The 19988-nt window shown below is 39.3% G+C and carries 17 protein-coding genes and 2 pseudogenes; 11 read left to right on the top strand and 8 right to left on the bottom strand.

Going from position 1 to position 19988, the window contains the following annotated elements:
• Window positions 1–14: 14 nt before the first annotated feature.
• The 3 genes from H729_RS05680 to H729_RS10225 all read right to left on the bottom strand — a co-directional run bounded on the left by H729_RS05680 (window position 15) and on the right by H729_RS10225 (window position 1339).
• Window positions 15–416 (bottom strand): pyridoxamine 5'-phosphate oxidase family protein, encoded by a 402-nt coding sequence (locus H729_RS05680; RefSeq protein ID WP_020449049.1) that lies wholly within the window; start codon window positions 414–416, stop codon window positions 15–17.
• A 91-nt stretch (window positions 417–507) separates the two neighbouring features.
• Window positions 508–1017, bottom strand: a complete 510-nt coding sequence (locus H729_RS05675; protein ID WP_081633121.1) for a GyrI-like domain-containing protein — start codon at window positions 1015–1017, stop codon at window positions 508–510.
• A gap of 187 nt (window positions 1018–1204) precedes the next feature.
• On the bottom strand, window positions 1205–1339 hold the full coding sequence (locus H729_RS10225; RefSeq protein ID WP_256365360.1) for a hypothetical protein: 135 nt from the start codon (window positions 1337–1339) through the stop codon (window positions 1205–1207).
• A 238-nt stretch (window positions 1340–1577) separates the two neighbouring features.
• On the opposite strand from H729_RS10225, the gene H729_RS05670 reads away from it, so the two are divergent.
• The 4 genes from H729_RS05670 (at window position 1578) to H729_RS05655 (ending at window position 4592) form a co-directional block, all read left to right on the top strand.
• Window positions 1578–1802 carry a ferredoxin gene (locus tag H729_RS05670; RefSeq protein WP_020449047.1) on the top strand — a complete coding sequence of 75 codons (225 nt, stop codon included), beginning with the start codon at window positions 1578–1580 and terminating at the stop codon, window positions 1800–1802.
• Window positions 1803–1917: 115 nt separating this feature from the next.
• The gene (locus H729_RS05665) at window positions 1918–3060 is read left to right on the top strand and encodes a fructose-1,6-bisphosphatase (RefSeq protein WP_020449046.1); all 1143 of its coding nucleotides are present in this window, start codon (window positions 1918–1920) and stop codon (window positions 3058–3060) included.
• The gene (gene tpiA / locus H729_RS05660; RefSeq protein WP_020449045.1) at window positions 3053–3730 is read left to right on the top strand and encodes a triose-phosphate isomerase; all 678 of its coding nucleotides are present in this window, start codon (window positions 3053–3055) and stop codon (window positions 3728–3730) included. The genes H729_RS05665 and tpiA overlap by 8 nt, the downstream gene beginning before the upstream one ends.
• 232 nt (window positions 3731–3962) lie before the next feature.
• A complete protein-coding gene (locus tag H729_RS05655) occupies window positions 3963–4592 on the top strand; it encodes a hypothetical protein (protein ID WP_147554399.1) in 630 nt (209 codons plus the stop codon).
• Between the two features lie 109 nt (window positions 4593–4701).
• On the opposite strand, the gene H729_RS05650 is transcribed toward H729_RS05655, so the two are convergent.
• From H729_RS05650 to H729_RS10300, 5 genes and pseudogenes are all read right to left on the bottom strand, one after another.
• Window positions 4702–6918, bottom strand: coding sequence for a S8 family peptidase (locus tag H729_RS05650; RefSeq protein WP_020449043.1), 2217 nt, complete (start codon window positions 6916–6918; stop codon window positions 4702–4704).
• Complete coding sequence (locus H729_RS05645; protein WP_020449042.1) at window positions 6911–8065, bottom strand: ATP-binding protein; 1155 nt, start codon at window positions 8063–8065, stop codon at window positions 6911–6913. The genes H729_RS05650 and H729_RS05645 overlap by 8 nt, the downstream gene beginning before the upstream one ends.
• A 1041-nt stretch (window positions 8066–9106) precedes the next feature.
• Window positions 9107–11350, bottom strand: coding sequence for an AAA family ATPase (locus H729_RS05640; RefSeq protein WP_020449041.1), 2244 nt, complete (start codon window positions 11348–11350; stop codon window positions 9107–9109).
• Between the two features lie 76 nt (window positions 11351–11426).
• Window positions 11427–12071, bottom strand: a pseudogene (locus H729_RS05635) (DNA adenine methylase); the annotation flags it as partial.
• 7 nt (window positions 12072–12078) lie between these two features.
• A pseudogene (locus tag H729_RS10300) lies at window positions 12079–12300 on the bottom strand (helix-turn-helix domain-containing protein); the annotation flags it as partial.
• Between the two features lie 119 nt (window positions 12301–12419).
• On the opposite strand from H729_RS10300, the gene H729_RS05625 reads away from it, so the two are divergent.
• The 7 genes from H729_RS05625 to H729_RS10220 all read left to right on the top strand — a co-directional run bounded on the left by H729_RS05625 (window position 12420) and on the right by H729_RS10220 (window position 19954).
• A complete protein-coding gene (locus tag H729_RS05625; RefSeq protein ID WP_020449038.1) occupies window positions 12420–14780 on the top strand; it encodes an InlB B-repeat-containing protein in 2361 nt (786 codons plus the stop codon).
• Between the two features lie 168 nt (window positions 14781–14948).
• A complete protein-coding gene (locus H729_RS05620; protein WP_455424298.1) occupies window positions 14949–16088 on the top strand; it encodes an IS1634 family transposase in 1140 nt (379 codons plus the stop codon).
• Window positions 16089–17394: 1306 nt separating this feature from the next.
• Window positions 17395–17535 carry a hypothetical protein gene (locus tag H729_RS10005; RefSeq protein ID WP_172618674.1) on the top strand — a complete coding sequence of 47 codons (141 nt, stop codon included), beginning with the start codon at window positions 17395–17397 and terminating at the stop codon, window positions 17533–17535.
• A 67-nt stretch (window positions 17536–17602) separates the two neighbouring features.
• Window positions 17603–17785 (top strand): hypothetical protein, encoded by a 183-nt coding sequence (locus tag H729_RS05615; RefSeq protein WP_020449036.1) that lies wholly within the window; start codon window positions 17603–17605, stop codon window positions 17783–17785.
• A gap of 1025 nt (window positions 17786–18810) precedes the next feature.
• A complete protein-coding gene (locus tag H729_RS10000) occupies window positions 18811–18948 on the top strand; it encodes a hypothetical protein (protein WP_172618673.1) in 138 nt (45 codons plus the stop codon).
• Complete coding sequence (locus H729_RS09995; RefSeq protein ID WP_172618672.1) at window positions 18938–19087, top strand: hypothetical protein; 150 nt, start codon at window positions 18938–18940, stop codon at window positions 19085–19087. The genes H729_RS10000 and H729_RS09995 overlap by 11 nt, the downstream gene beginning before the upstream one ends.
• A gap of 744 nt (window positions 19088–19831) precedes the next feature.
• A complete protein-coding gene (locus H729_RS10220) occupies window positions 19832–19954 on the top strand; it encodes a hypothetical protein (RefSeq protein ID WP_256365359.1) in 123 nt (40 codons plus the stop codon).
• Window positions 19955–19988: the final 34 nt, after the last annotated feature.

Below are 19988 nucleotides of genomic sequence, written 5' to 3'. Positions count from 1 at the left end.
GCCGCTGGGGCAGTTCAGAGATCATAGCGTTTTGGCGAATTCTCATACATGTCAGCGATCTGGGCATGAGCATCAGCCAGATAGAACACTGCCAAAGCAGGGTTGTCAGCGGTTTTGTAGTACTCTTTAACCAATGGTACAGACAGGCAGATTTTCTTAGCTTCCATGTTTTCTTCAAAAACTGCTTTGCCGCTCAGGCGCATCCAGGAATTCTCAGAACCCGGTCCGGCAAACTCTATCCAGGGATTATACTGCATGTCCATGTATGCTTCATGCTGGTTGTCAGTGCAGAACCATAATTTTTCATCAATCTCTCCGACAAATGTAAAAGGGCGGCATTTTGCTTTATTGTCGCTGCCGACTGTAGCAAGGTACTGTATCGGACTGTCCTGTAAAAATTTTACAACATCATTCATGGGTAAACCTCTGAGTCTGCATGATACAGACACAGAGATTCACGTGCCTCCTTGCACTATTTATACAATACCAGATGAAATTTTAAAAGGTTTAGAGATCCACAGGTATCTGAATTTCAGTCAGATACTCGCTTACACTCTCCTTGTTCCAGCAGCCGTCTATATAGCATTCCCGGGGAGGTTCAGACATTGCATATCCGTTTTCTTTCAGATACTGAAATGCAAATGCATAGGCAAATTTGAGACCTTCATAACTGCCTTTGTGGAGAACGCAGACAGCTTTGGTTTTTTCAATCTTTTTGAATTTTATGGATTTTGTCTCGTTGCCGAATGCTTTTACGGCTTCGTAGTACTCCAGCAGGATATTCCCATCTCCACCGAAACCATTGGGATATGTTATGAAGTTGTATGCGGAATCATCACACTCCATGTCTGGGTTCGCCGCAAGGCATTCGTCAGCAGCGGAATGTATGAATTCCACCAGAGAGTCCCAATCTGCGATAACACCGCTTTTACAGTACATGATGTATTCCGGTATCTCTTTAATCACTGCATTATAATTCATAGGGCAAAGAGTCCTGTCTTTACATATATAGTTCATCAGGGGGTAGGTGAAAGTACCTAACGCTATGCACTTCACAGGCTGCACTGCAGTCTTTAAAGCAAGGCCGCTTCAGTAAATGTCTGCCAGAATGCAGAATCTTTAATCAAAAACCAACATTGAAAATGTTTTTCTGTCGGAATACCCCGACAAAAGGCCCCTGCAACCGGGTTACAGGGATTTGATATCACTCTTTTTTGTCGCCGCCACAGCCGCAGCCGCACTCAGAAGGCTTTTCTTCTTCTTTTTTCTCTTCGCCGCAGCAGTCACAGGATTCCTTCTTATCGTCTTTTTTCTTACTGAACCAATTTTTTATGGACATACTATTCCTCCATTTTAATAGTGCAATAATTTGTTTAGATATACAACTTTCTCCTATCTATTATGGTCCAGAGGTCCTGCCAGCATCTGCTTTGACAAAATCTGCATGTACTTCTCTGTTTTAAACAAAAATACTGCCGATCAGGAGAGTGAAAAACCCGTCCTCATTTATCTCAGTCCTGGCAGCCGCCGGAGCCTTCCGCAAAGTCTATCTGCTTAAAGGTGCCAAATAGCGTTACATGGTCAAAGTAGAGATTGATCTAGAAGGATGCATTCAGTGCGGAAGGTGTTACGATGAAGCTTGTTCCGACATCTTTATTCAGACAGATGACGGTACATCCAATATCTCGGAGAAATACCGTACTTCCGGGCCTGAAGCAGGAGAAGTTCCGGAAAATATGTTCGATTGCGCCGCCAAAGCGGCAGAAGAATGCCCCGTTGACGTAATTTCTATTCAGAAGTAAGCGGGGCTGACACGGAAGACCCTCTCTCGTGGGGATGGGGGTGCTCTTTCCGTGTAATTATTTATAACACTTGAAATATTGCACATGAAGATTTAAGACCAATTGGGGATTACAAATGTCAGACAGAGTCACAGTATCAGTTATTAAAGCGGATGTTGGATCGGTAGGAGGACACGCCCGTCCTCATCCATTGATGATGCAGAAATGCGTCGAGCGCCTGAAAGACGGTGTCAGAGCCGGAACCGTGGACGATTTTTATGTTACCAGAGTCGGTGACGACATAAATCTTTATTTGACACACACCAGGGGAGAGAACAACAAAGATGTTCATGGTCTCTGCTGGGATGCCTTTATGGATGCTACCAAGGTAGCTAAAGAGATGAAGCTGTATGCTGCCGGTCAGGATCTGCTTACAGATGCCTTTTCAGGCAACATAAGGGGTGCCGGTCCAGGCGCTGCTGAGATGGAATTCAAAGAGAGAGGCGCAGAACCGATCGTATTCTTTATGGCCGACAAAACTGAGCCTTCTTCCTACTCATTCCCGCTCTGCAAAGTTTTCATGGATCCATTTACCACCACAGGTCTGGTAATTGATCCCCGCGCCCACGAGGGCTTTAAGTTTGAAATTGTGGATGTAATAGACTCCAAGAAAGTCATCATGTCCACTCCTGAAGAGACATATGATATCCTTACTCTCCTGGGAGATACCACAAGGTACGCCATCAAGAGGATCTGGAGCAAATCTGACGATATCGGCATCGGTGCAGTCGTCTCTACAGAAAAACTCAACATTTCTGCAGGCAAATACGTAGGAAAAGATGACCCCGTTTGTATCTGCCGTGCCCAGTCTGGTCTGCCGGCAGTAGGGGAGCACCTGCAGCCTTACATGTTCCCTGCTCTCGTTGCAGGATGGATGCGCGGTTCTCACTACGGTGCATGGTATCCATGCTCAGTTGCTGATTCCGACCCTGTCTTCTTTGACGGTCCCCCGCGAATCTGCGCTGTAGGTATGCACGTCAGCAACGGTAAGTTCCAGGGTCTGGAAGATCCAAACTCTCCTGTAGGCGTCCACGAACCTCTGGATTATTTCGCAGGCAGCTGCTGGGATGAAGCCCGCCGTTCTGCTGTGAAAGCTTCAATGTATATGCGCAGACACGGTCCATTCATGCCTGCCGTTCTGGGACCAGAAGAGATGGAATACACCACCCGCCCGGCTGTACTGAGCAAACTTAAGGAAAGGATGGAAAAGCTTGAGTGAACTTAAGACTCCGGCAGTAATCGTCAACTTCAAAGCATATTCAGAGGTAGAGGGCGGAAAGGCCCTCAAACTCGCTGAATCCTGCCTTGAAGTATCGGAAGAATCAGGCATCAAAATCTCGATATGCCCGCCGATGCCGGAACTCTCCCTGATTGCTTCTGCCATTTCCATTCCTGTGCTGTCGCAGCATGTGGATGCTAAAAAACCAGGATCTGCTACCGGCTGGGTTACCCCGCAGATGGTAGCGGCTTCAGGAGCTGTGGGAAGTCTGCTGAATCATTCTGAACACAGAATGATGCTTGCAGATATTGCTGCTGCAGTCGAGTCCTGCCGATCTTTAGATCTTGTCACAGTTGTTTGTACTGACACTGCGGTAACTTCAGCTGCTGCCGCGTCCTTATCGCCTGATTTTATTGCCGTAGAGCCTCCGGAGCTTATCGGCGGTGACGTTTCTGTCACTGATGCAAGACCGGAAGTTGTTTCGGAAGCAGTCAGCGCTGTCAGGAATATCAACAGCAGCGTCAAGGTTCTCTGCGGTGCAGGCGTAAAAACAGGAAAAGACGTTTCAAAGGCTATTGAACTCGGAGCTGCAGGTGTTCTGCTAGCTTCTGGTGTTGTCAAAGCTGCAAATCCCAAAGAAATACTGCGCGATCTGGTGCAGTACCTTTAATTTCTTCATTTTTTTAATGTTGTTTTCAGGCTGTCGTATTCGGCTGCCGCATTTTTGATGTAATGATTATTTTGGAAAATTAGTGCTAGATTTTTTGATTTTAGTGTTTGTCTCAATCAGAGCTCATCATTCTCGATGAACAATAATTTCTCTGTTTTTTAGTCAAATGAATAATGAGCATTAAAGCAAAATAGTTTGATTTTTTGATTGATTTTACGAGTGTGTAGTGAAATTGCAGTCTCGAGAAATTGCGCGAGAATGTGATGTATATGTTTCTGAGCGTGCCTGCAAAGCTCAATGTGTAGATGAAAGGCATAGTGCTTACAACGGAAAGGACTGGGATGACGAGTTAATTAAAGAACTTACAGGCAAGAAAGGATTAGTCTCGCTTTTAGAATTTACAAACGATAACGGCAGGATAAAAATAACGAGAAATAAGCAGTTAGTCGATGAATATATCAAAAGACATGGAATAGCGATACTGCTGACAACAAGCAATGATTCCTGGGATGTGGTTCTTTCAAGATATCGTCACAGAAATGATGCAGAAGAAGAGTTCAGAATGCTCAAGTCATCAATGGAAGGCGGCATAAAACATCTCTCTTCAAGAGAATCAGTCGAAGGCATGCTCTACATCGAATTCATCGCTTTGATTTTAAGAACTATTTTATTAAACAAAATGAGAGAAGAAAACATGCTGCAGAACATCTGGATTCCTGACGTCATCAATGAAATGAGTAAGCTGAAAATAGGAAATATAGGAAACATCTGGAGACTTAACGAGCTGACGAAGAAGGAGAAAGAGCTGCTTAAGAAGCTCTCGGTCAAGCAGCCCGACAGCTCGTGCTACGAGCTGTGGTGATCTCAGCATCACTTTCAAACCATGTTATTAACTGATGCGGAGGTTGCGTTAAATATTCAACTGGCAACACGCCATCCCTGCGCACAATGTCTGCATATTGTAAATAACATTAACTATCGATTTTAAGGCGAAAGGTGTCAATTTCCTGAAAGCGGTTCTGTTCTTGTATCTCGTTGTAAATATCTAGCTCCCCACTCAAATCTTCGATTGTTATTACTAAGGCATATGGAATATCGGCTACTTTATCGTCCCAACGTGAAAAGAGTTCCAACCAGACTTGCCAATCACCAGCATTAAACTTAGAAAACACTTTACTAAATTGATTACAGACATCCCATTTTCTGCGACCTTCTTTATGAGGTTGTTCAACTGGGGTCAATTTTCCATGTTTGCCGATTTTTTTCAGTGAAGCGCCCACATACGCTCCGAGATACTCGCTACCCTTGGTTCGATCAACTGGTGGTTGTGAAATGCAGGTGACAGTAACTCTTGCAGTATTCTTGCCATATTTCGATGCCAAAATTTTTGGCATATATATTTTCACACGTTCCTTAGTAAGACGATTAAGCGTGCCTGTCCTTACAAATGTCACTCTCGATGGTGACGAAAATTTACTACTTGCGACTGAAGAAATTCCACGGCCATATAGTCGATGAATGAAATTTAAGTCATCATCCTGCGGTTTAGCTACCTGTATTGGAGGTTGTGCGTATTGATATAATAGTGTTTTTGCTAATAAAATATTTGAATCAGGCACGATCGTTTGAATCTCAGCCAAATCCCCAGCAACAATCGGAGCAGCAAAGCTTGTTCCCACATCTGGTGTGATTGTTCCATCGGGAGTCATCACTAGAGCATAAGGATCACATGGCACATGTGCACCATTCTCATCGACAACAATTGTTCCGCTGTATGCACACACATCTGGTCGTAGGGAGCCAGTAAAACCAGGACCACATCTGCTGTACGGTGCGACAGTATCTTTGCCAGAAATGCTACCCTGATGATCTTCGCCGACAAGAGCTCCCACCACAATGCTCAACATAGAATCTGCTGGTGCAGCGATTTTTGAATCATCATCGTCAAGAATTTTATCTAATGATGTATTAGTTCTCCAAAGGTAATGATTGCCAGCCGAAACAACGAACTGCACTCCCCGTTTAAGTTGTAAAACATCTAATTCAAAGCCAAGGATACTCATTTCATTTCCATCAATGGGGCTAGATGAATTAGCCGATAAATTGAAAATTTTTGTTACATCTGCATACTTATCAACTGCGGCTTGAATGCGTTGGATCATAATATTTTCTGGAACATTGCCATCAAGGGTATTGCAGTCTATAATTCTTGTTCGTGGTGTAAGAATCTGTGAAGTTGTTAATTGCTTCCCCAAATGTGCAAAAGCTACTTTACTGGCCACGCGCGTACCATGCTCGCAGTTACCACCTGATGAATCAGGCGCTTTCCAATGTTCAACGATCAATTGATCATATTGTTTGTTAAATTTCACACCAGAATCTAAAACTGCTACGATTGGCAAAGAAGCCACGTCTACTTGAGAATTAAGTTCAATTGGTAATTGCTTTGTTTTGTTCTGATCATCAACCACGGCATTAAAAAAACGAGTTTCTTCAATCCTGTATACTGCTGAGTCATTTTCATATCTGTTTAAAGCTGCAGAAGGAATAATAACACGCATTACTGGAGTGTTATCTGATAAATAATATATGTCTTGTTGAATCACACCATCGGTAGCTTTAATTTTTTCTTTCATTCTTTTAATAATCAACTCATATTCTTGCGTTTGGAGATTGGGAATGAACATGAGTTGAATGTCAATCTTCTCAGGAGGTGAAGTATGATATATTTTTTTCCGTAATTCATCGGACTCTTTTTCAACTCCCACATATGGTGCAATACTTTCAACGTAATCGAAATGAGTTTTATTGGTGCCATTTTGTGTATATGCATCCACTCTATTTTTCAGCATTTGGAACTTTTGTTTGGTTGTTGATACGATTGCGCGACGTTCATCTTTGACTGCATTTACAGTCATACCGTTTTTAGAAAAAAGATTGGATCTGTTTTGAACTTTCTCTTTTTCAGGAAGTTCAACTTTAAACACATACAAATCAACGTCTCGCAGGGAATCATCGTTTTGCGTTGTTTCTAAAGTTTGTTTAACTGTTTGTAGTCCCTGGCTTAATTTTGCACCATGTTCTGAGTGAACAATATCCCTTGTTTTATCTCTTCCTCGTGGTTTTTTGGGAACTCGTTCTACTTCTTGATCAGGAATCCAAAAATGTGGTCGTTGATTATCATTCATTTGACTTCACCTCTTTTTTGAAACGATAACTTAATGTTGATTTGGAAATCCCGCTTACAGTTGCAAGTGCTCTTATCGAAACTCCACTCTGATGTAATTTTAAAAGTTCTGCAGTAAGATTCTCATCATTATCCTCTACATGCAAATTTTTATGTTTGAGCCAAATTTTTCTAACTTCTTCGATAGTAAGGACTTCGCCTTCTTTTTTATATATGATGCAATATTTTCCAAGCGCTTGTAAAAATGTCTGGATCTGCGCGCCGCTCATACCTTTAGAAAGAATAATCAACGATTGAGCATCTACTTGAAAATCTTTTAGATACTCGGCAAGTGCTGTTGTAATTATCTTTTTTCTTTGACTCTCATTCGGCTCTTCAAGAAGAATCGAAATGTCAAAACGTCTCCAGATTGCTGGATCTAACAAATGTTGATGATTTGTTGCTGCCACTAGAAAAACATGGGATGGCATTTCATCCAGATTCTGCAGAAGGGCAGTCACCACACGTTTCAACTCACCAAGTTCATTCAGATCATCTCTTTTCTTAGCAATCGCATCGAACTCGTCTAGAAAAAGCACCATGCGCTGGCTTTTGGCGAATTCAAAAATTTTTCGTATGTTTGTTCCAGTTTGTCCAAGATACGATGAAACCAAACTATCCAGTCTGACGTATGCAAGTGGTAAATCAAGTGCCGAGGCCAATGCTTTAGCAGTCATAGTTTTACCACACCCCGGCGGTCCACAAAATAAGACGCGATTGGTAGGAGGTATGCCCGAATGCCGCAGTTCTTCAGAATTCCTTTGTTCTTCGATTATCTGTTGGATTATCTCTAATGTTTTTTCAGGTAATGCCACATCATCAAGAGTCACATCAGATTGTATAATCTCAATTAACTCTAAGGTACTGTCCTTGTCTTTAGGCAGATTAATCGTTGACTGTGCAGAGTAGGTTGGTGAAGGCGAGGGATAAATCATCGAGCCGTTTGAAGGATGTTTTTTGGCTGAATAAGCGCTCTCAAGGGATGAAGCCAAGGAGTAATTTCCTTTCATTTCTTCATCTTGAATTAGTTCTGAGAGTGTTTTTTTGAAGAGAATTTCATCGCCTGCGCTGTGGGCGGATATGAGTTTAATAATTAAATTGGCCTTCATTTTTCTCCTCCTTTAGTTGGACATCTTTGTCCTATCAATTATATCCATATAGTTAGAATGCCTATAAAGTTATTGGATATGATTGGATAAAATGAGTTTTTTATTGGACGTAGTTGGACATTTACCACTTGTTCTTTGTCTCTGTCGTGGCGTCTTTTACTTATTAATATTCTGTATCTTACGTCTGGGCTCTGAAAAATCGCTAAAGAACATTATCAACACTTTTGAAATCTTTAATCGTATGACTCATTACAAACGACATTGTGTTTTTGCACTCGTATACTTAATTTGCAATTCATCATCGGTAGTTTTGCGATTTTTGGTACGCTAATATTAATCTCTCCAGAATAATGAAAGTTGGTGTAGGCAATCATCTGTAAAATTCTAAATGTTGATGTCTGAGGTCAATGGTGGTTAATTAACAATTTACTCTAAGAGCTGATAGATGCTAATTTCAGTGTTAGAATTTTCAGTAGATCCATTAAACTTCTTCGTATGACGGCTGATTACATTATAAGAAAAGCTCTTATTTTATACAAAATATACTCTCTGGCTGATTTTTATCATTGAAGAGAATCCTCATAGTATTCCTAAATATACTGCTATATATCACCACAGCAGCGCGCATTTGCAAAGAAGAGTATGCCAGTTACGATTTCAACAGGATTCGAAACAATCGCATTCTGTGGAACTTCGCTGACTCTCTGCTTTTCTAATGCAGCGGTTGAAACGTAAAACAGTTTCAACAACAAACAAACCCCCTTAAAAATAAATAAGTGAGCAAATGAATAAAAAAAGTAAATTGATACTTAGCATCAGCGCTATTTATTGCGGCCCTGATGCTACTTGTACCTTTAACCCAGGTAGATATGCCTGGGGGAGGGGGGTACAGGAAACTTATCATTCTGACTCGCTCCTGTTCGGCGTGTTCTAAACAGTTTCGCTTATGGGATTTAGCTCGAGTATTTGCATTGTTTTCATTATCCAGATAGTATTGGCTATCTGATTTTTTGTTGCCATGCTAGCCACAGGAAGTACGAATTAAAGAACTGAAACTTTAGTAAAGAGTTCTTTTAATACCCAGTCGGAAATATCTATCAGCGGCTCAAACATAAAAGAATTCAAGTGTATGCTTTCGGGTGTGATAAGATTCACTTCCTCAATTATGGCTTTTTGATCTGGCGTTAAGAACCGCTCCGATTTTTTATACCATTCTCTTGTTTGATTACTATTTGCATCTGCACAGGTCTGCCCGTTTGTTGTAATTATCCGCTGCATAAACTTTTCGGTCAAGAGCCTAATTGCAATAGCAATAACCAACTTGTTATCTAAAAGAACCTCGTTAGTATTATCTGCTACACAGGCGGTTGCAATCCTTATAATAGCTGAAAAGTAATTTTCATCATTTCCAGAAAAAGAAACACCATCCAGGAAAGGTTTAATTATATTCCATAGTTCCGAGATTTGTACAGCTTGTGTATTGAGCGGTGTTGATTTTAAGTGAAGAAAGCAAGTCAACTTTGCATACTCATCTTCTTTACCACTATATTCACACAGGTTTCTATAAAACGGAATGCTTGATATCAAAAGCTTCTTCTTATCATCATCAACAATGTTACCGTCTTTAATACCCTTGATTACTACATTCTTGAAAAAGTCCTTTTGATACTTGAATTCCGAAATTGAAATGACGCCTTCTTCATCTCGTTGTGCAATATAGCAATTAGTGCGAGCAACGCCTAACCTCGATTTTACTGTTCTATAAAAGTCAAAATTATGGGTGAGGATCATTAAATCAATGCCAGTGGTACTGCCAAGATCATTTAGATACTCAATAATGGCATACTTATTCTTGTAATCAAACGAATCTGCTATATCGTCTGCAATTATTAAGAATTGTCCGCCGCCTGCAATTGCTTGTTGTCTGATTCTTTCAAGATCAAACAAAATATATAGGAGATAAAGTGCCCTTTTTTCACCTGTACTCAAAGATGCCATCAAATCATCTTTTTTTAGCATGGCACTCTGTGGGGCGGCAACTCCCCTCGTATATTTGAATGATAGGTTTGGTGCTTCATCCTTCAACAAAAAATTGGCTTTGTTTTCAATCTGCACTTCAAACGGGACACGAAATCGTCTATTAAACTCATTAACAACCGTTTGCCATCTTGCTGACTGTGTAGCTGCCTGTTTATACAGGGCCCTAATTTGAACTGTATATTGTGAAATCCTATTATAATAATCGGTAAAGGGTGTATCAAGTTTAGAGAAACAATCAAGCCATGTTTGAACCTTCAGGGTATTAATATCTCTTAAGGCTGGAATGATTTCACGGTGAGCAATGATAATATCTCTAAGCCGAGAAACATCTTCATTAGCTGTAAGCAGCTTTTTCAGTTTTTGAAAAACCGCACTTAATTCTGGTGTAGCATAAATACGCTCTAATTGCTTATTTACAACAGTATTCCATTCATCAAGTGAGTGAATAACTGTAACACCATCTTTTAATTGAATAGTATGCTGTGCATTAAAAAGGTTATGCTTTGCCAACTCCTTTCCGAGCGTTTCTGCATTTCTATCTGTAAATCCATCACTCAAAACTGGATTGTTTGCCAAAAGAGTATTAAGATTTTCAATGTATGTCTCTATTGAATTAATAAATTCCTGTTTCCCATAAACCGCCAACACTTTATCGTTGAATAATTCTGAATAAGTACAGTCATTCAAATAACCGAGGGTCTGACGGTTATCAAATAGTTCATGAATTTTTTCAAAAATATCCGTCCAATCAGAAGTTTCGTTTAATCTTAAATCAGAAATGAGCTTTCCTTTGATTTGAGGTTTAGTTAATCCAGTCAGTACTCGAAGGTTATTTTCGATTTGTCGTATTTCTTCGCTAAACTGAGCCATAAGAACATTGTATTCATTTCGGGTTGTTTCATCAGCAAGCAATGTACTTACAGTTTCTTTAGTAAACTCAAATGAATCGGCAAATGTATTAACAACATAAATTCTATCGGTTGCTGTTGGAGTCGTGGTAGCATTAGATGAACTGTAAACATACTGACTGATATAATGCGTTACAGAGTAGCTACTTACTACACCAGGAAATATTCGGTCACTTGTTGTCATGCCTTTGGAAATATCATCAAAAACCTTAGCTAGAGAACTTTTCATTACACCATTAGGTGCATATATCATTGCTTTATTGCAACGAGTAAAATCAATACTTGGAAGATTAAACTGCGTTAATCCGTAACAGTTTTCAAAATGACCACTAAGCATATATTACACTTCCATTATCAGAATTTGCAGCACAAAAATAAAGAATTATTCTATAATTCAACGGACAAAGTACCATCTGTAAATGCCGCAGGATATGCTCTTTTGCATATCTCTTGAAGTCAGTATATTCAGAGATGGGCAAATATGGAGGGTCAAGGAAAACAAAGTCACCGGGCTGAGTATAGTGTTCCAGAACTAAAAGGTAGTCACCGCACAGAATATCTGATTTTTTCAATACTACTGATGCTGCTCTCAGCCCATCCACATCACAAATTTTTGGATTTTTGTACTTCCCATACGGGACATTGAATTGCCCCTGTTTGTTAACACGATATAGCCCATTAAAGCAAGTCTTGTTCAAGAAGATCGTTCTTGCAGCAGCTTCAGTATGAGGAAGTGCTGTCCATTCCTGACTGCGAACAGCATAAAATATTTCAGAGGTGTTTTTATATTGTTTTAGGTATTGAATAACATCTTCAACATGATCGGCAACTTCTCGATACATATTGATTAACTCTGGATTGCTATCTGCAATAACAGCATTCTTCGGCTGTAAGGCAAAGAACATTGCGCCACCGCCAAAGAACGGCTCAATGTATCGACCATAGGAGGCCGGTACTTTTGGCAAAAGATCGCTTAGCATCTGCGTTTTCCCACCAGCCCATTTCAAAATTGGCTTGGCCTGAACAGGTTCTATTTTTCTCGCTGTTTGTTCTGCCATCGTACCGTCTTCTTTCATATTTTGTATCTTGTGTTAGTTCCATTATATCGCCAATGTCACATTGTAAAGCAGTGCATATCTTTACAAGAACATCAGTTGTCACATTTTCGCTTTTACCAAGTTTGGCCATTGACGCATGGCTGATTCCCGCTGCTACACATAAGTCTTTCTTTTTCATATCCTTATCAATCAGCAGTTTCCATAATTTTTTATAACTCACAGCATACATTTCACTCCATTAGCAAGTCTCAATTTCATGCTTTAATGAGATTACAAATCAGCTTTCGCTGAACTTAAAGATAGTATAGTATATTTGAAAACTGTGGAAAAGGCGGCAATCTTGAACTGATGGACTGCCATATCTCCAAAGTTGCATATAATGCAATTCAGATAGACTCCTCTAACTTTAATGATATTATTATTGATTCCAACATAATCTCGACTTGGGATTCAGATAACACGGGTTCTACTTCAGAAAGCGAACTGTATGCAGGTGGACGTGCAGTCAGAATAAATATTAATGCTGACCAACCATTGACATTCATTTCTATCTTGAACAATACTTTCACTAAAACGTATAATAACAATGAATTTGTTGATGGTTTAGGAACAACCAACACAACTGGATACGACAATGGAAATGTTCTGAAGATCACGGTAAGCGATAACTCTATTGCAAACGTTACCTTGGCTGAGAATAAGCATAACGGATCTAAGTTACTTTCGACAGATGGGAATTATGTAATTCTCCCACCATCTTCTCCTGGTGTTACCTTTGAGACTGTTTCTGATAGTGAATTATATGGACAAACAGTATCTGAATTAACAGATGGTTTAAACATCTCTAAAGTATACTCGTATAATAATGTACCATTGAGTGATTATGTCTACGATGTAACTGGAGCGCTCAATTATATCAATTCTTACAGTGGATTCAGCAGTCTGTCTGCTATGCAGTCTGGATATTATCTACCAGTTAAAATGAAACTGCTGGATGGTATTGATGCAGACAAGCTTTCAATTACCATCGTTGGAAAAGAAACTAAAAAATTAGTTTTGGACAACTCTGATAAAGCAACACTTAAAAACGGTTATCTCAACTTAGTCTTGTTTGTCACAGGAGAATGCGAGAGCTTCGAAGTAATTGTTGATTTTGACGGTAATGAAACCAATTACGCTGCTTCAACATACATTCTGAGCTTACCTTGGTTAAAGTTTAATGAAGGAATAAAATCAGCACCGCTTGCAGATCAGCCTGCAAATGAATCTGTGAACCCAATAACTCTTCCAGGAACATACGAAGCATATCTAGAATGCGGATATGATGATGTTGCGATAATTCATCTCATCGCAGGTGGAGTTCCAGAGCACTATAATGGCAAGCACATCAAAGGCTATTGGGTAGGTGTAGCTATTCCAGTACCCTCTGCTATGTCAGCCGATGACCTTACATCTGCAATGTATTACTTTAGTTCTGAACCATGGAATGAAACTGATGCCTTAACTGATGCATTCTTAACCACAGACTTTGAGAGCAATCTATATGGGGATGACATAAATTATGTTTGTTTCTATATTGATGTACAATCCAGCTCTGATATTAAACAATACATTATTATTGACTGGGATGGAAATGATGCTTCAGAGCCAGTGAAGTACTATGTGGATCTGCGTGACGTTATATGTAATAATGGAGAATGCGTAGTAACTTACTATGATAATGGTTCGTACGTGAGTAGCGTTAGTATTGATTACGGATCCAAACTCACAAAGCCTTCAGATCCGATAAAATCTGGATATAACTTTGCCGGTTGGTATGTAGATGAAGAACTGACAACCGCATATGACTTCAGTGAGGATGTGTACAACAATCTCAACCTCTATGCGAAATGGGAAGTTAAACCCTCAGGCAGCGGCGGCGGAGTTCCAGTAACACCACCAGTAACTCCAGACACACCGAAAGAACCAGTCATTCCTGACAGCAACGGCAATGCAGAAATTAAGGTAGATGACAAGAAAGCAGAAGAATTAGTTCATGAAGCAGTATCTTCTGGTTCTAATACTGTTGAGATTGTTAATAAAGACAGCATTGAAGGAACTCTGACATCTGTAACTGTTTCTGTATCAGACTTAGAAACAATCTCAAAGACAATTGAAAACAATCAGAACATCGATTCAGTTTCAATTGCCACTTCAGAAGGAGAAGTAATCATTGAGAAAGAAGTCTTAGCAGGAATAATTGAAAACACTGATGCAGGTTCAATCGTCTTCGAAGTAATTGATGCTAAAGATAGATTAAACGAAGAGCAGAAGAAAACAGTCGGTGACAACCCTGTTTACGATATCAACATTATCGCTGGTAATGAGAAAGTAACAGACTTCAACGGCAAGTCAATTACCATCTCTCTTCCATACAAACTCAAAGCAGGCGAAGATCCAAACAACATCGTTGTTTATCATCTCAAAGATGACGGAACAGTCGAAAAAATGGACGGAACTTACAAAAACGGTGTAGTTTCATTCGAAACAGATCACCTTTCAAAGTTCATCATCGCCTATGAAGCTCAGGAACCAGTCAATCCGGACAATCCAGATGGACCAAGTAACAAAGACAAGAATGACAACACACTCTACTACGCAATTGCAGCAATTGTCGTCATCCTCATCATTGTTGCTTTAGCATATTACTTCCTGAAGAAGAAACAGTAATACAAACTCTGCACAAACTCTAAGCGAATATAATCAAAGACTGCTTTTGCAGTCTTTTTCATTTTTATTTAATTTTTGATTCGACACCTTCTTCATGCAGATTATTAACAACTTCAACCGGAACCTCTGCACCATTTAATAATCTGTTATACACTGTAATTATTCTGAATTCACGATCATAATCTACATATTTTTCTTAATTCAAGTAGCCGTAACTTTCTGTCTTCGCAGATCAGCAATGACAATGTTTTAATCTACGACATCACAGGGGCTGGCCCATTATCAAAATTATATGAGTATGCTGAGTTCGGAAAGAGTTATCATGTAACAAACCCGATACAGATGAACTTAGGCTTAGTCCATTCACTGGATACAGACCTTCCTGTTTATTATAAGCTATTTCCGGGCAGCATCCGCGATACTGCTGCACTGAAAAACTTAGCAGATGACCTTGCAGAGCTGGGAGTCTCCAATCTCCACATTCTTTTAGACCCCAGTTTCTTCAGCGAGGCCAGCCTCAGCATGCTGTCTGAGATGCATTTAGACTTCACAGTATCAGTGCCTATGGGATGTACTGCCGCTAAAGAACTCCTCCTGCGTTCACATGAGAAAATCCGCGCGCCGGCTCGCACTCATTCTTTTCAAGGCGAGGCTGTTTTTGTTTACGAATCAAACTTGTCCATCAATCGAAAAAGTTTCAGAGCAGTTGTTTATAGTGATTATGCAAGAGAAGTGAAGGAACGTTCTGCGCTTTACGCGCGAATCACTGAGGCGGAAGAGTACCTCAACGGTCGCGAATATGACGCTGACTTCGTTGCTGAGTTTCGCGAGAATCACAAGCTCCTCGCTGAGCTGTTGAGTCTCCGCGAGGCAGACGGCAGGATCGTTACAAAGCGTAAAGAGGCTAACATACACAATGCTGAATCGAAATTAGGCCGCACGATTCTTTTGACAACAAGCGAAGAATCATGGGACAAGGTTTTAGCATGGTATCGGCAGCGCAATGATGCAGAAGCGCATTTCCGCACAGTAAAATCGTCTTTAGAGGGTGAAAATCTTTCATCAAATGAGTCGCTGGAAGGGCAGATGTACATTGATTTTATCGCTTTAATTTTAAGAACTGTTTTACTCAACAGAATGAAGAAGCAGACTCTGCTGAAGAACTGCTGCGTTCCTGACATAATCAATGAGATGAGCAAGCTGAAGGTCGTCAGAATCGGCGAGGACTGGCGCCTGAATGAGCTGACGAAGAAGCAGAAAGATTACTTCAAAGCGCTGAGCATCACGCCTCCGATCGATAATTATTGAAAATAAACTCAAACAGGTTTCTCAAGTAAATCCTTGTTATAGTTAAGGGGGAGTTAACGGTTTGACGTAATGATTATTTTGGAAAATGAGTGCTAGATTTCTTGATTTTAATGTTCGTCTCGATCAGAGCTCATCATTTTCAATGAACAATAATTTCTTTGTTTTTTAGTCAAATGAATAATGAGCATGAGAGCAAAATAGTTTGATTTTTTGATTGATTTTACATGTATGTGATGAAATCGCAGTCTCGAGAAGTTGCGCGAGAATGCAGTCTGCTATGTTGAGTGTCTGCATATGCTTTCTGATCAATCTAATGCTGCCTGCAATGCGTTTTAAGCCGTTTTGAACTGCTGTTAAGCTTTGTTGTTAACTCGATCAATGAGATGCGTTTCTGAGAGAGTCTGCAAAGCTTAGGAAGGTAAAGGGAAGGCACATCGCATCGATCGTTATAATCGATTTAATGACGCGTTTAAGCTTTGCATATGTGATTTATCGCGTACGCGCGCAAAGCAGGCGGAGAAGGCGTTTATGAAGCGTTTTAAGTGTTTTTAGCAGGCAGATTACTGTCTGTTTTCTTCTTGAAATTCGAAAGGTTATATGCGTAATTTCTCGTCAAAAAACGTCGATTTTTTGAAAAATTTCGAAAAGAGAAAAGGGGGCAAACTTGACTTAAAAAGACGGGCAGGGGGCTATGCGTATGCGCACGCGCGCGCACATTATAAGCAACCTTTGCGAAAACGATCACTGCAGGAAATTCATATTTAATGATTTTCCCGTTTAGATATTTAAATATATCTCAAATTTAACGTTGAAGTATTAATTTTATTGTATTTCGTTATCGATATTATAATTGTTGATTTAGGCCATCTTAAATTAAACGTTTTCTTAAAAGACTTTTGAACTGCACGTTTTGTCATTTCTGCAGTTATCCTCTCATTTTTGCTCCTAGGTACTTTCACCTCATTTTACATGCTTTTTAATGCGATTTTTCTTCTTGTTCTTTTGATGCTGATCATTCGAATTATACTTGAAATTTCCTTCAAAAATCAAGGGAGGTACTTTCACTCACCCCCCTGTCAAATTTATAAATATCAATCGGCAGACTGATCTCATGCTTGTTTAAATCATGCAGAAAAATATGAAATTTAAAACAGAAAAGGAGGTAGATAATAAGCAGTGAAAAACAAGAAGAAGCAAGTGAAAACAAGACGATGTAATCAAAACTAAAATGATTAAACGTCTAATAAAATGATCGAATATTGAACGAAATAAAAAAGTCAGTTTTCACTGACAGGAGATGTACATTATGATGAGAACCTCAAAACTCGAAATAAAAAGCATATATGCGACAGGCAGAATGAAAGAATCGAACGAAGAAAGAAACAACTTAGAAGAAGAAAGAATGAAAGAATCAAACGAAGAAATGATAAAGGAGGCTTTGATATGAGTTTTTGGCAGTGCCCTGCATGCGTCAGAGAATCATCGGGTTAGAATCCCGGCGGGTGAAATCTAGTATGTGTACAATCAGCGAAGGAAAAGAGTTAGAACGTATTTTTACTAAATATTTTGATGGCAGAGAAGTAGATTGTAACGATAGTGCAATACTGGATAAACTCGTGCTTTCTGCATATTTATCATATGATGTTAAAGATGGCAGGATGATCGCTAAAGCTGGACCTCTGGCTACAAAAGACTAACGATCTAAAAAAGTAAAAATTTGTGCATCTGCTGTCTTAAAATCACGCCCACAAGAGTAAAAAAGACTTTGCCCTGCCTGACGACACATGTTTAAGACTTACTCTTTTCCAATGAATAACTAATAAAAACGGCTTTGAGGTCGCTGAAGATGTTATCAGGCTTCTTTATGCGGTCTACACTTTCATACCCAGAGAGATTGTGGAGCCGGTATTGAAAACTCTGGAAGAGCAAAAAGGTGAAAAACACCTAAGGATGTTGAAGACTTAATCAACAGACTCTTAGATTCAAAACTATTTTAAGCATCAAAAACAATTAGGGATTATCAGGAGGAAGAACGTCCCCCGAAAGGGAGACGGAGACATAAAGTCTCAGAGTTTGCTTTGAGTTTTACTAGAACTCAAAGCTTGATAATGAACTCCACTTTCACGGAGTTTATTATCAATTGAACCCGAACAGTGAGGCTTATATTTTCACCTCCTGCCAAAGGCCCAAACCTGCTAGAAGGTTAGCTACCAAACCTCCTCCTAGCAGGTTTGGATTCCTAACAGGCAATATCTGTATGACTTTTATCTATATATTACTTATTATTATTGACTAGCCAGACGTATATTTTTTACATTTCAGGAGGCATTTTTCAAGATTTCCTATATTTAATTATTTTGTTCTCTAATTTCTGCCTTTCTAACTTTTCAACTTTCTATTTTTCATGTACGATAAATCATACTTCCGCATCAATAGCTATTTGATATTTCTGATCTGTGCTAAAAGACATCTGAGTCGACAACTCCATCTTAGTTTTTAGAACGTCATTAAACCATGTTGGATCAAACGTGTTTGTACATCATTCATCCATCAGAAAAAAAGAAAAGGGTTTGTACAATTTTCCTTTCGATTGGCCTAAAAAATATGAGTCTAGCTAAACATAATGGTGCGAGCCGGCGCTCTCACCATTACATACAGTGCCCTGCATGTGTCAGAGAATCATATTTCTGCGACAAAACTCATTTGAAACTTCATTTGATGAGTGATAATAACATTTCAGGAAGGACTCATACCTGCATTTGAAGAATCAATCATCAATAAGAACGAAGTTTCAGAAAGTGAGATTGAATTAGAATCAAAGCTTCAGGAAGAAAAGGAAGTGAATCAACATGCATTATGAATCGAATAAATCATCAATCGAAAATGATGCATCAATTATTCTCAACATCATTCCTGCTGATGAGAGAGAAATAATCAATCAGTATATCGTTCGTGAGTGTATGATTTCATACTCATACTGCGAAGCTGCATCAGCTTGATAAATGAACTTCTGCATGATTTAAACAAGCAACTTCGCTTCAATCATTTTTTCTTTAAAATATTCAGTACTATCTCTGAGAAATATATTCTCATCAGCATTTACTGAATGTGATACATTCTAAATTCATTCAAATGACTGGAGAACATATCCAGGTGTATACAAAACAATTTAAAACATTAACTTTTAATGTTATTTCGAAACAGTTTCAAGATCTGCAGGAACAGCAGCCTATATAAATAAATTCTCGATTTATAAAAAACTAATATACTCTATCAATTATTTAGCAATAGTTTATTTATACCATTAGCAGCAGTTAATCTAATTCAAGATATTAAAAAAATGAAGTGCAGCAGTGAATAGATAATAACTTAATGATTAGTATTACGCTGATGCAGAAAACAACATAAAAATAAAAAGAAAGAAAAGAAGAGTTCAGAAATTTCAGAAAGTTCTGATTCAAAAATATCAAAACAAGCATTTCTGAACACTTCGCTTTAAAACATGCAGAAACAATTTCAGACAAGAACGAACAAAAACAGCAGCAAATCAAGAAGGTCTGAATAATCATGAACGCAGGAATGAATAAAATAAAATCAGCAATAACAAATGAATCAAATCACTCGAAAGTCTCAAGATCATTCCTGACGGGGGGGGGGGAGAAGGATTTCCCTCAATAATCACTCTCAAGTTTCACAATTATCATTTATTCAATTTATTTTTCAGAATCTAGGAGGCATCGTGAATGAATTTGAGTAAAAAAGCAACAGTTGTTCTTACATTAGCAGTAGCATTCATGATGTTAGTTACGCCTCTCTCGACAGCTCTGGGGGGGGGGGTACAGAATATTGGAAAAACAACAGTCTGAGCGCAGGCGAAGGACTGAATCTCAATCGTGAAGA

Origin of the sequence: Candidatus Methanomassiliicoccus intestinalis Issoire-Mx1, from assembly GCF_000404225.1 — an archaeon.
Classification (GTDB): Archaea; Thermoplasmatota; Thermoplasmata; order Methanomassiliicoccales; family Methanomassiliicoccaceae; genus Methanomassiliicoccus_A; species Methanomassiliicoccus_A intestinalis.
The sequence above is the reverse complement of the archived record's forward strand: the minus strand, read 5'-3'. Positions and strand labels throughout refer to the sequence as shown.

Coding starts and splice junctions, on each gene's coding strand:
- H729_RS05680 (WP_020449049.1), bottom strand. CDS start 416: ATGAATGATGTTGTAAAATTTTTACAGGACAGTCCGATACAGTACCTT.
- H729_RS05675 (WP_081633121.1), bottom strand. CDS start 1,017: ATGAACTATATATGTAAAGACAGGACTCTTTGCCCTATGAATTATAAT.
- H729_RS10225 (WP_256365360.1), bottom strand. CDS start 1,339: ATGTCCATAAAAAATTGGTTCAGTAAGAAAAAAGACGATAAGAAGGAA.
- H729_RS05670 (WP_020449047.1), top strand. CDS start 1,578: ATGGTCAAAGTAGAGATTGATCTAGAAGGATGCATTCAGTGCGGAAGG.
- H729_RS05665 (WP_020449046.1), top strand. CDS start 1,918: ATGTCAGACAGAGTCACAGTATCAGTTATTAAAGCGGATGTTGGATCG.
- H729_RS05650 (WP_020449043.1), bottom strand. CDS start 6,918: ATGAATGATAATCAACGACCACATTTTTGGATTCCTGATCAAGAAGTA.
- H729_RS05645 (WP_020449042.1), bottom strand. CDS start 8,065: ATGAAGGCCAATTTAATTATTAAACTCATATCCGCCCACAGCGCAGGC.
- H729_RS05640 (WP_020449041.1), bottom strand. CDS start 11,350: ATGCTTAGTGGTCATTTTGAAAACTGTTACGGATTAACGCAGTTTAAT.
- H729_RS05625 (WP_020449038.1), top strand. CDS start 12,420: ATGGACTGCCATATCTCCAAAGTTGCATATAATGCAATTCAGATAGAC.
- H729_RS10005 (WP_172618674.1), top strand. CDS start 17,395: ATGATGAGAACCTCAAAACTCGAAATAAAAAGCATATATGCGACAGGC.
- H729_RS05615 (WP_020449036.1), top strand. CDS start 17,603: ATGTGTACAATCAGCGAAGGAAAAGAGTTAGAACGTATTTTTACTAAA.
- H729_RS09995 (WP_172618672.1), top strand. CDS start 18,938: ATGCATTATGAATCGAATAAATCATCAATCGAAAATGATGCATCAATT.
- H729_RS10220 (WP_256365359.1), top strand. CDS start 19,832: ATGAATTTGAGTAAAAAAGCAACAGTTGTTCTTACATTAGCAGTAGCA.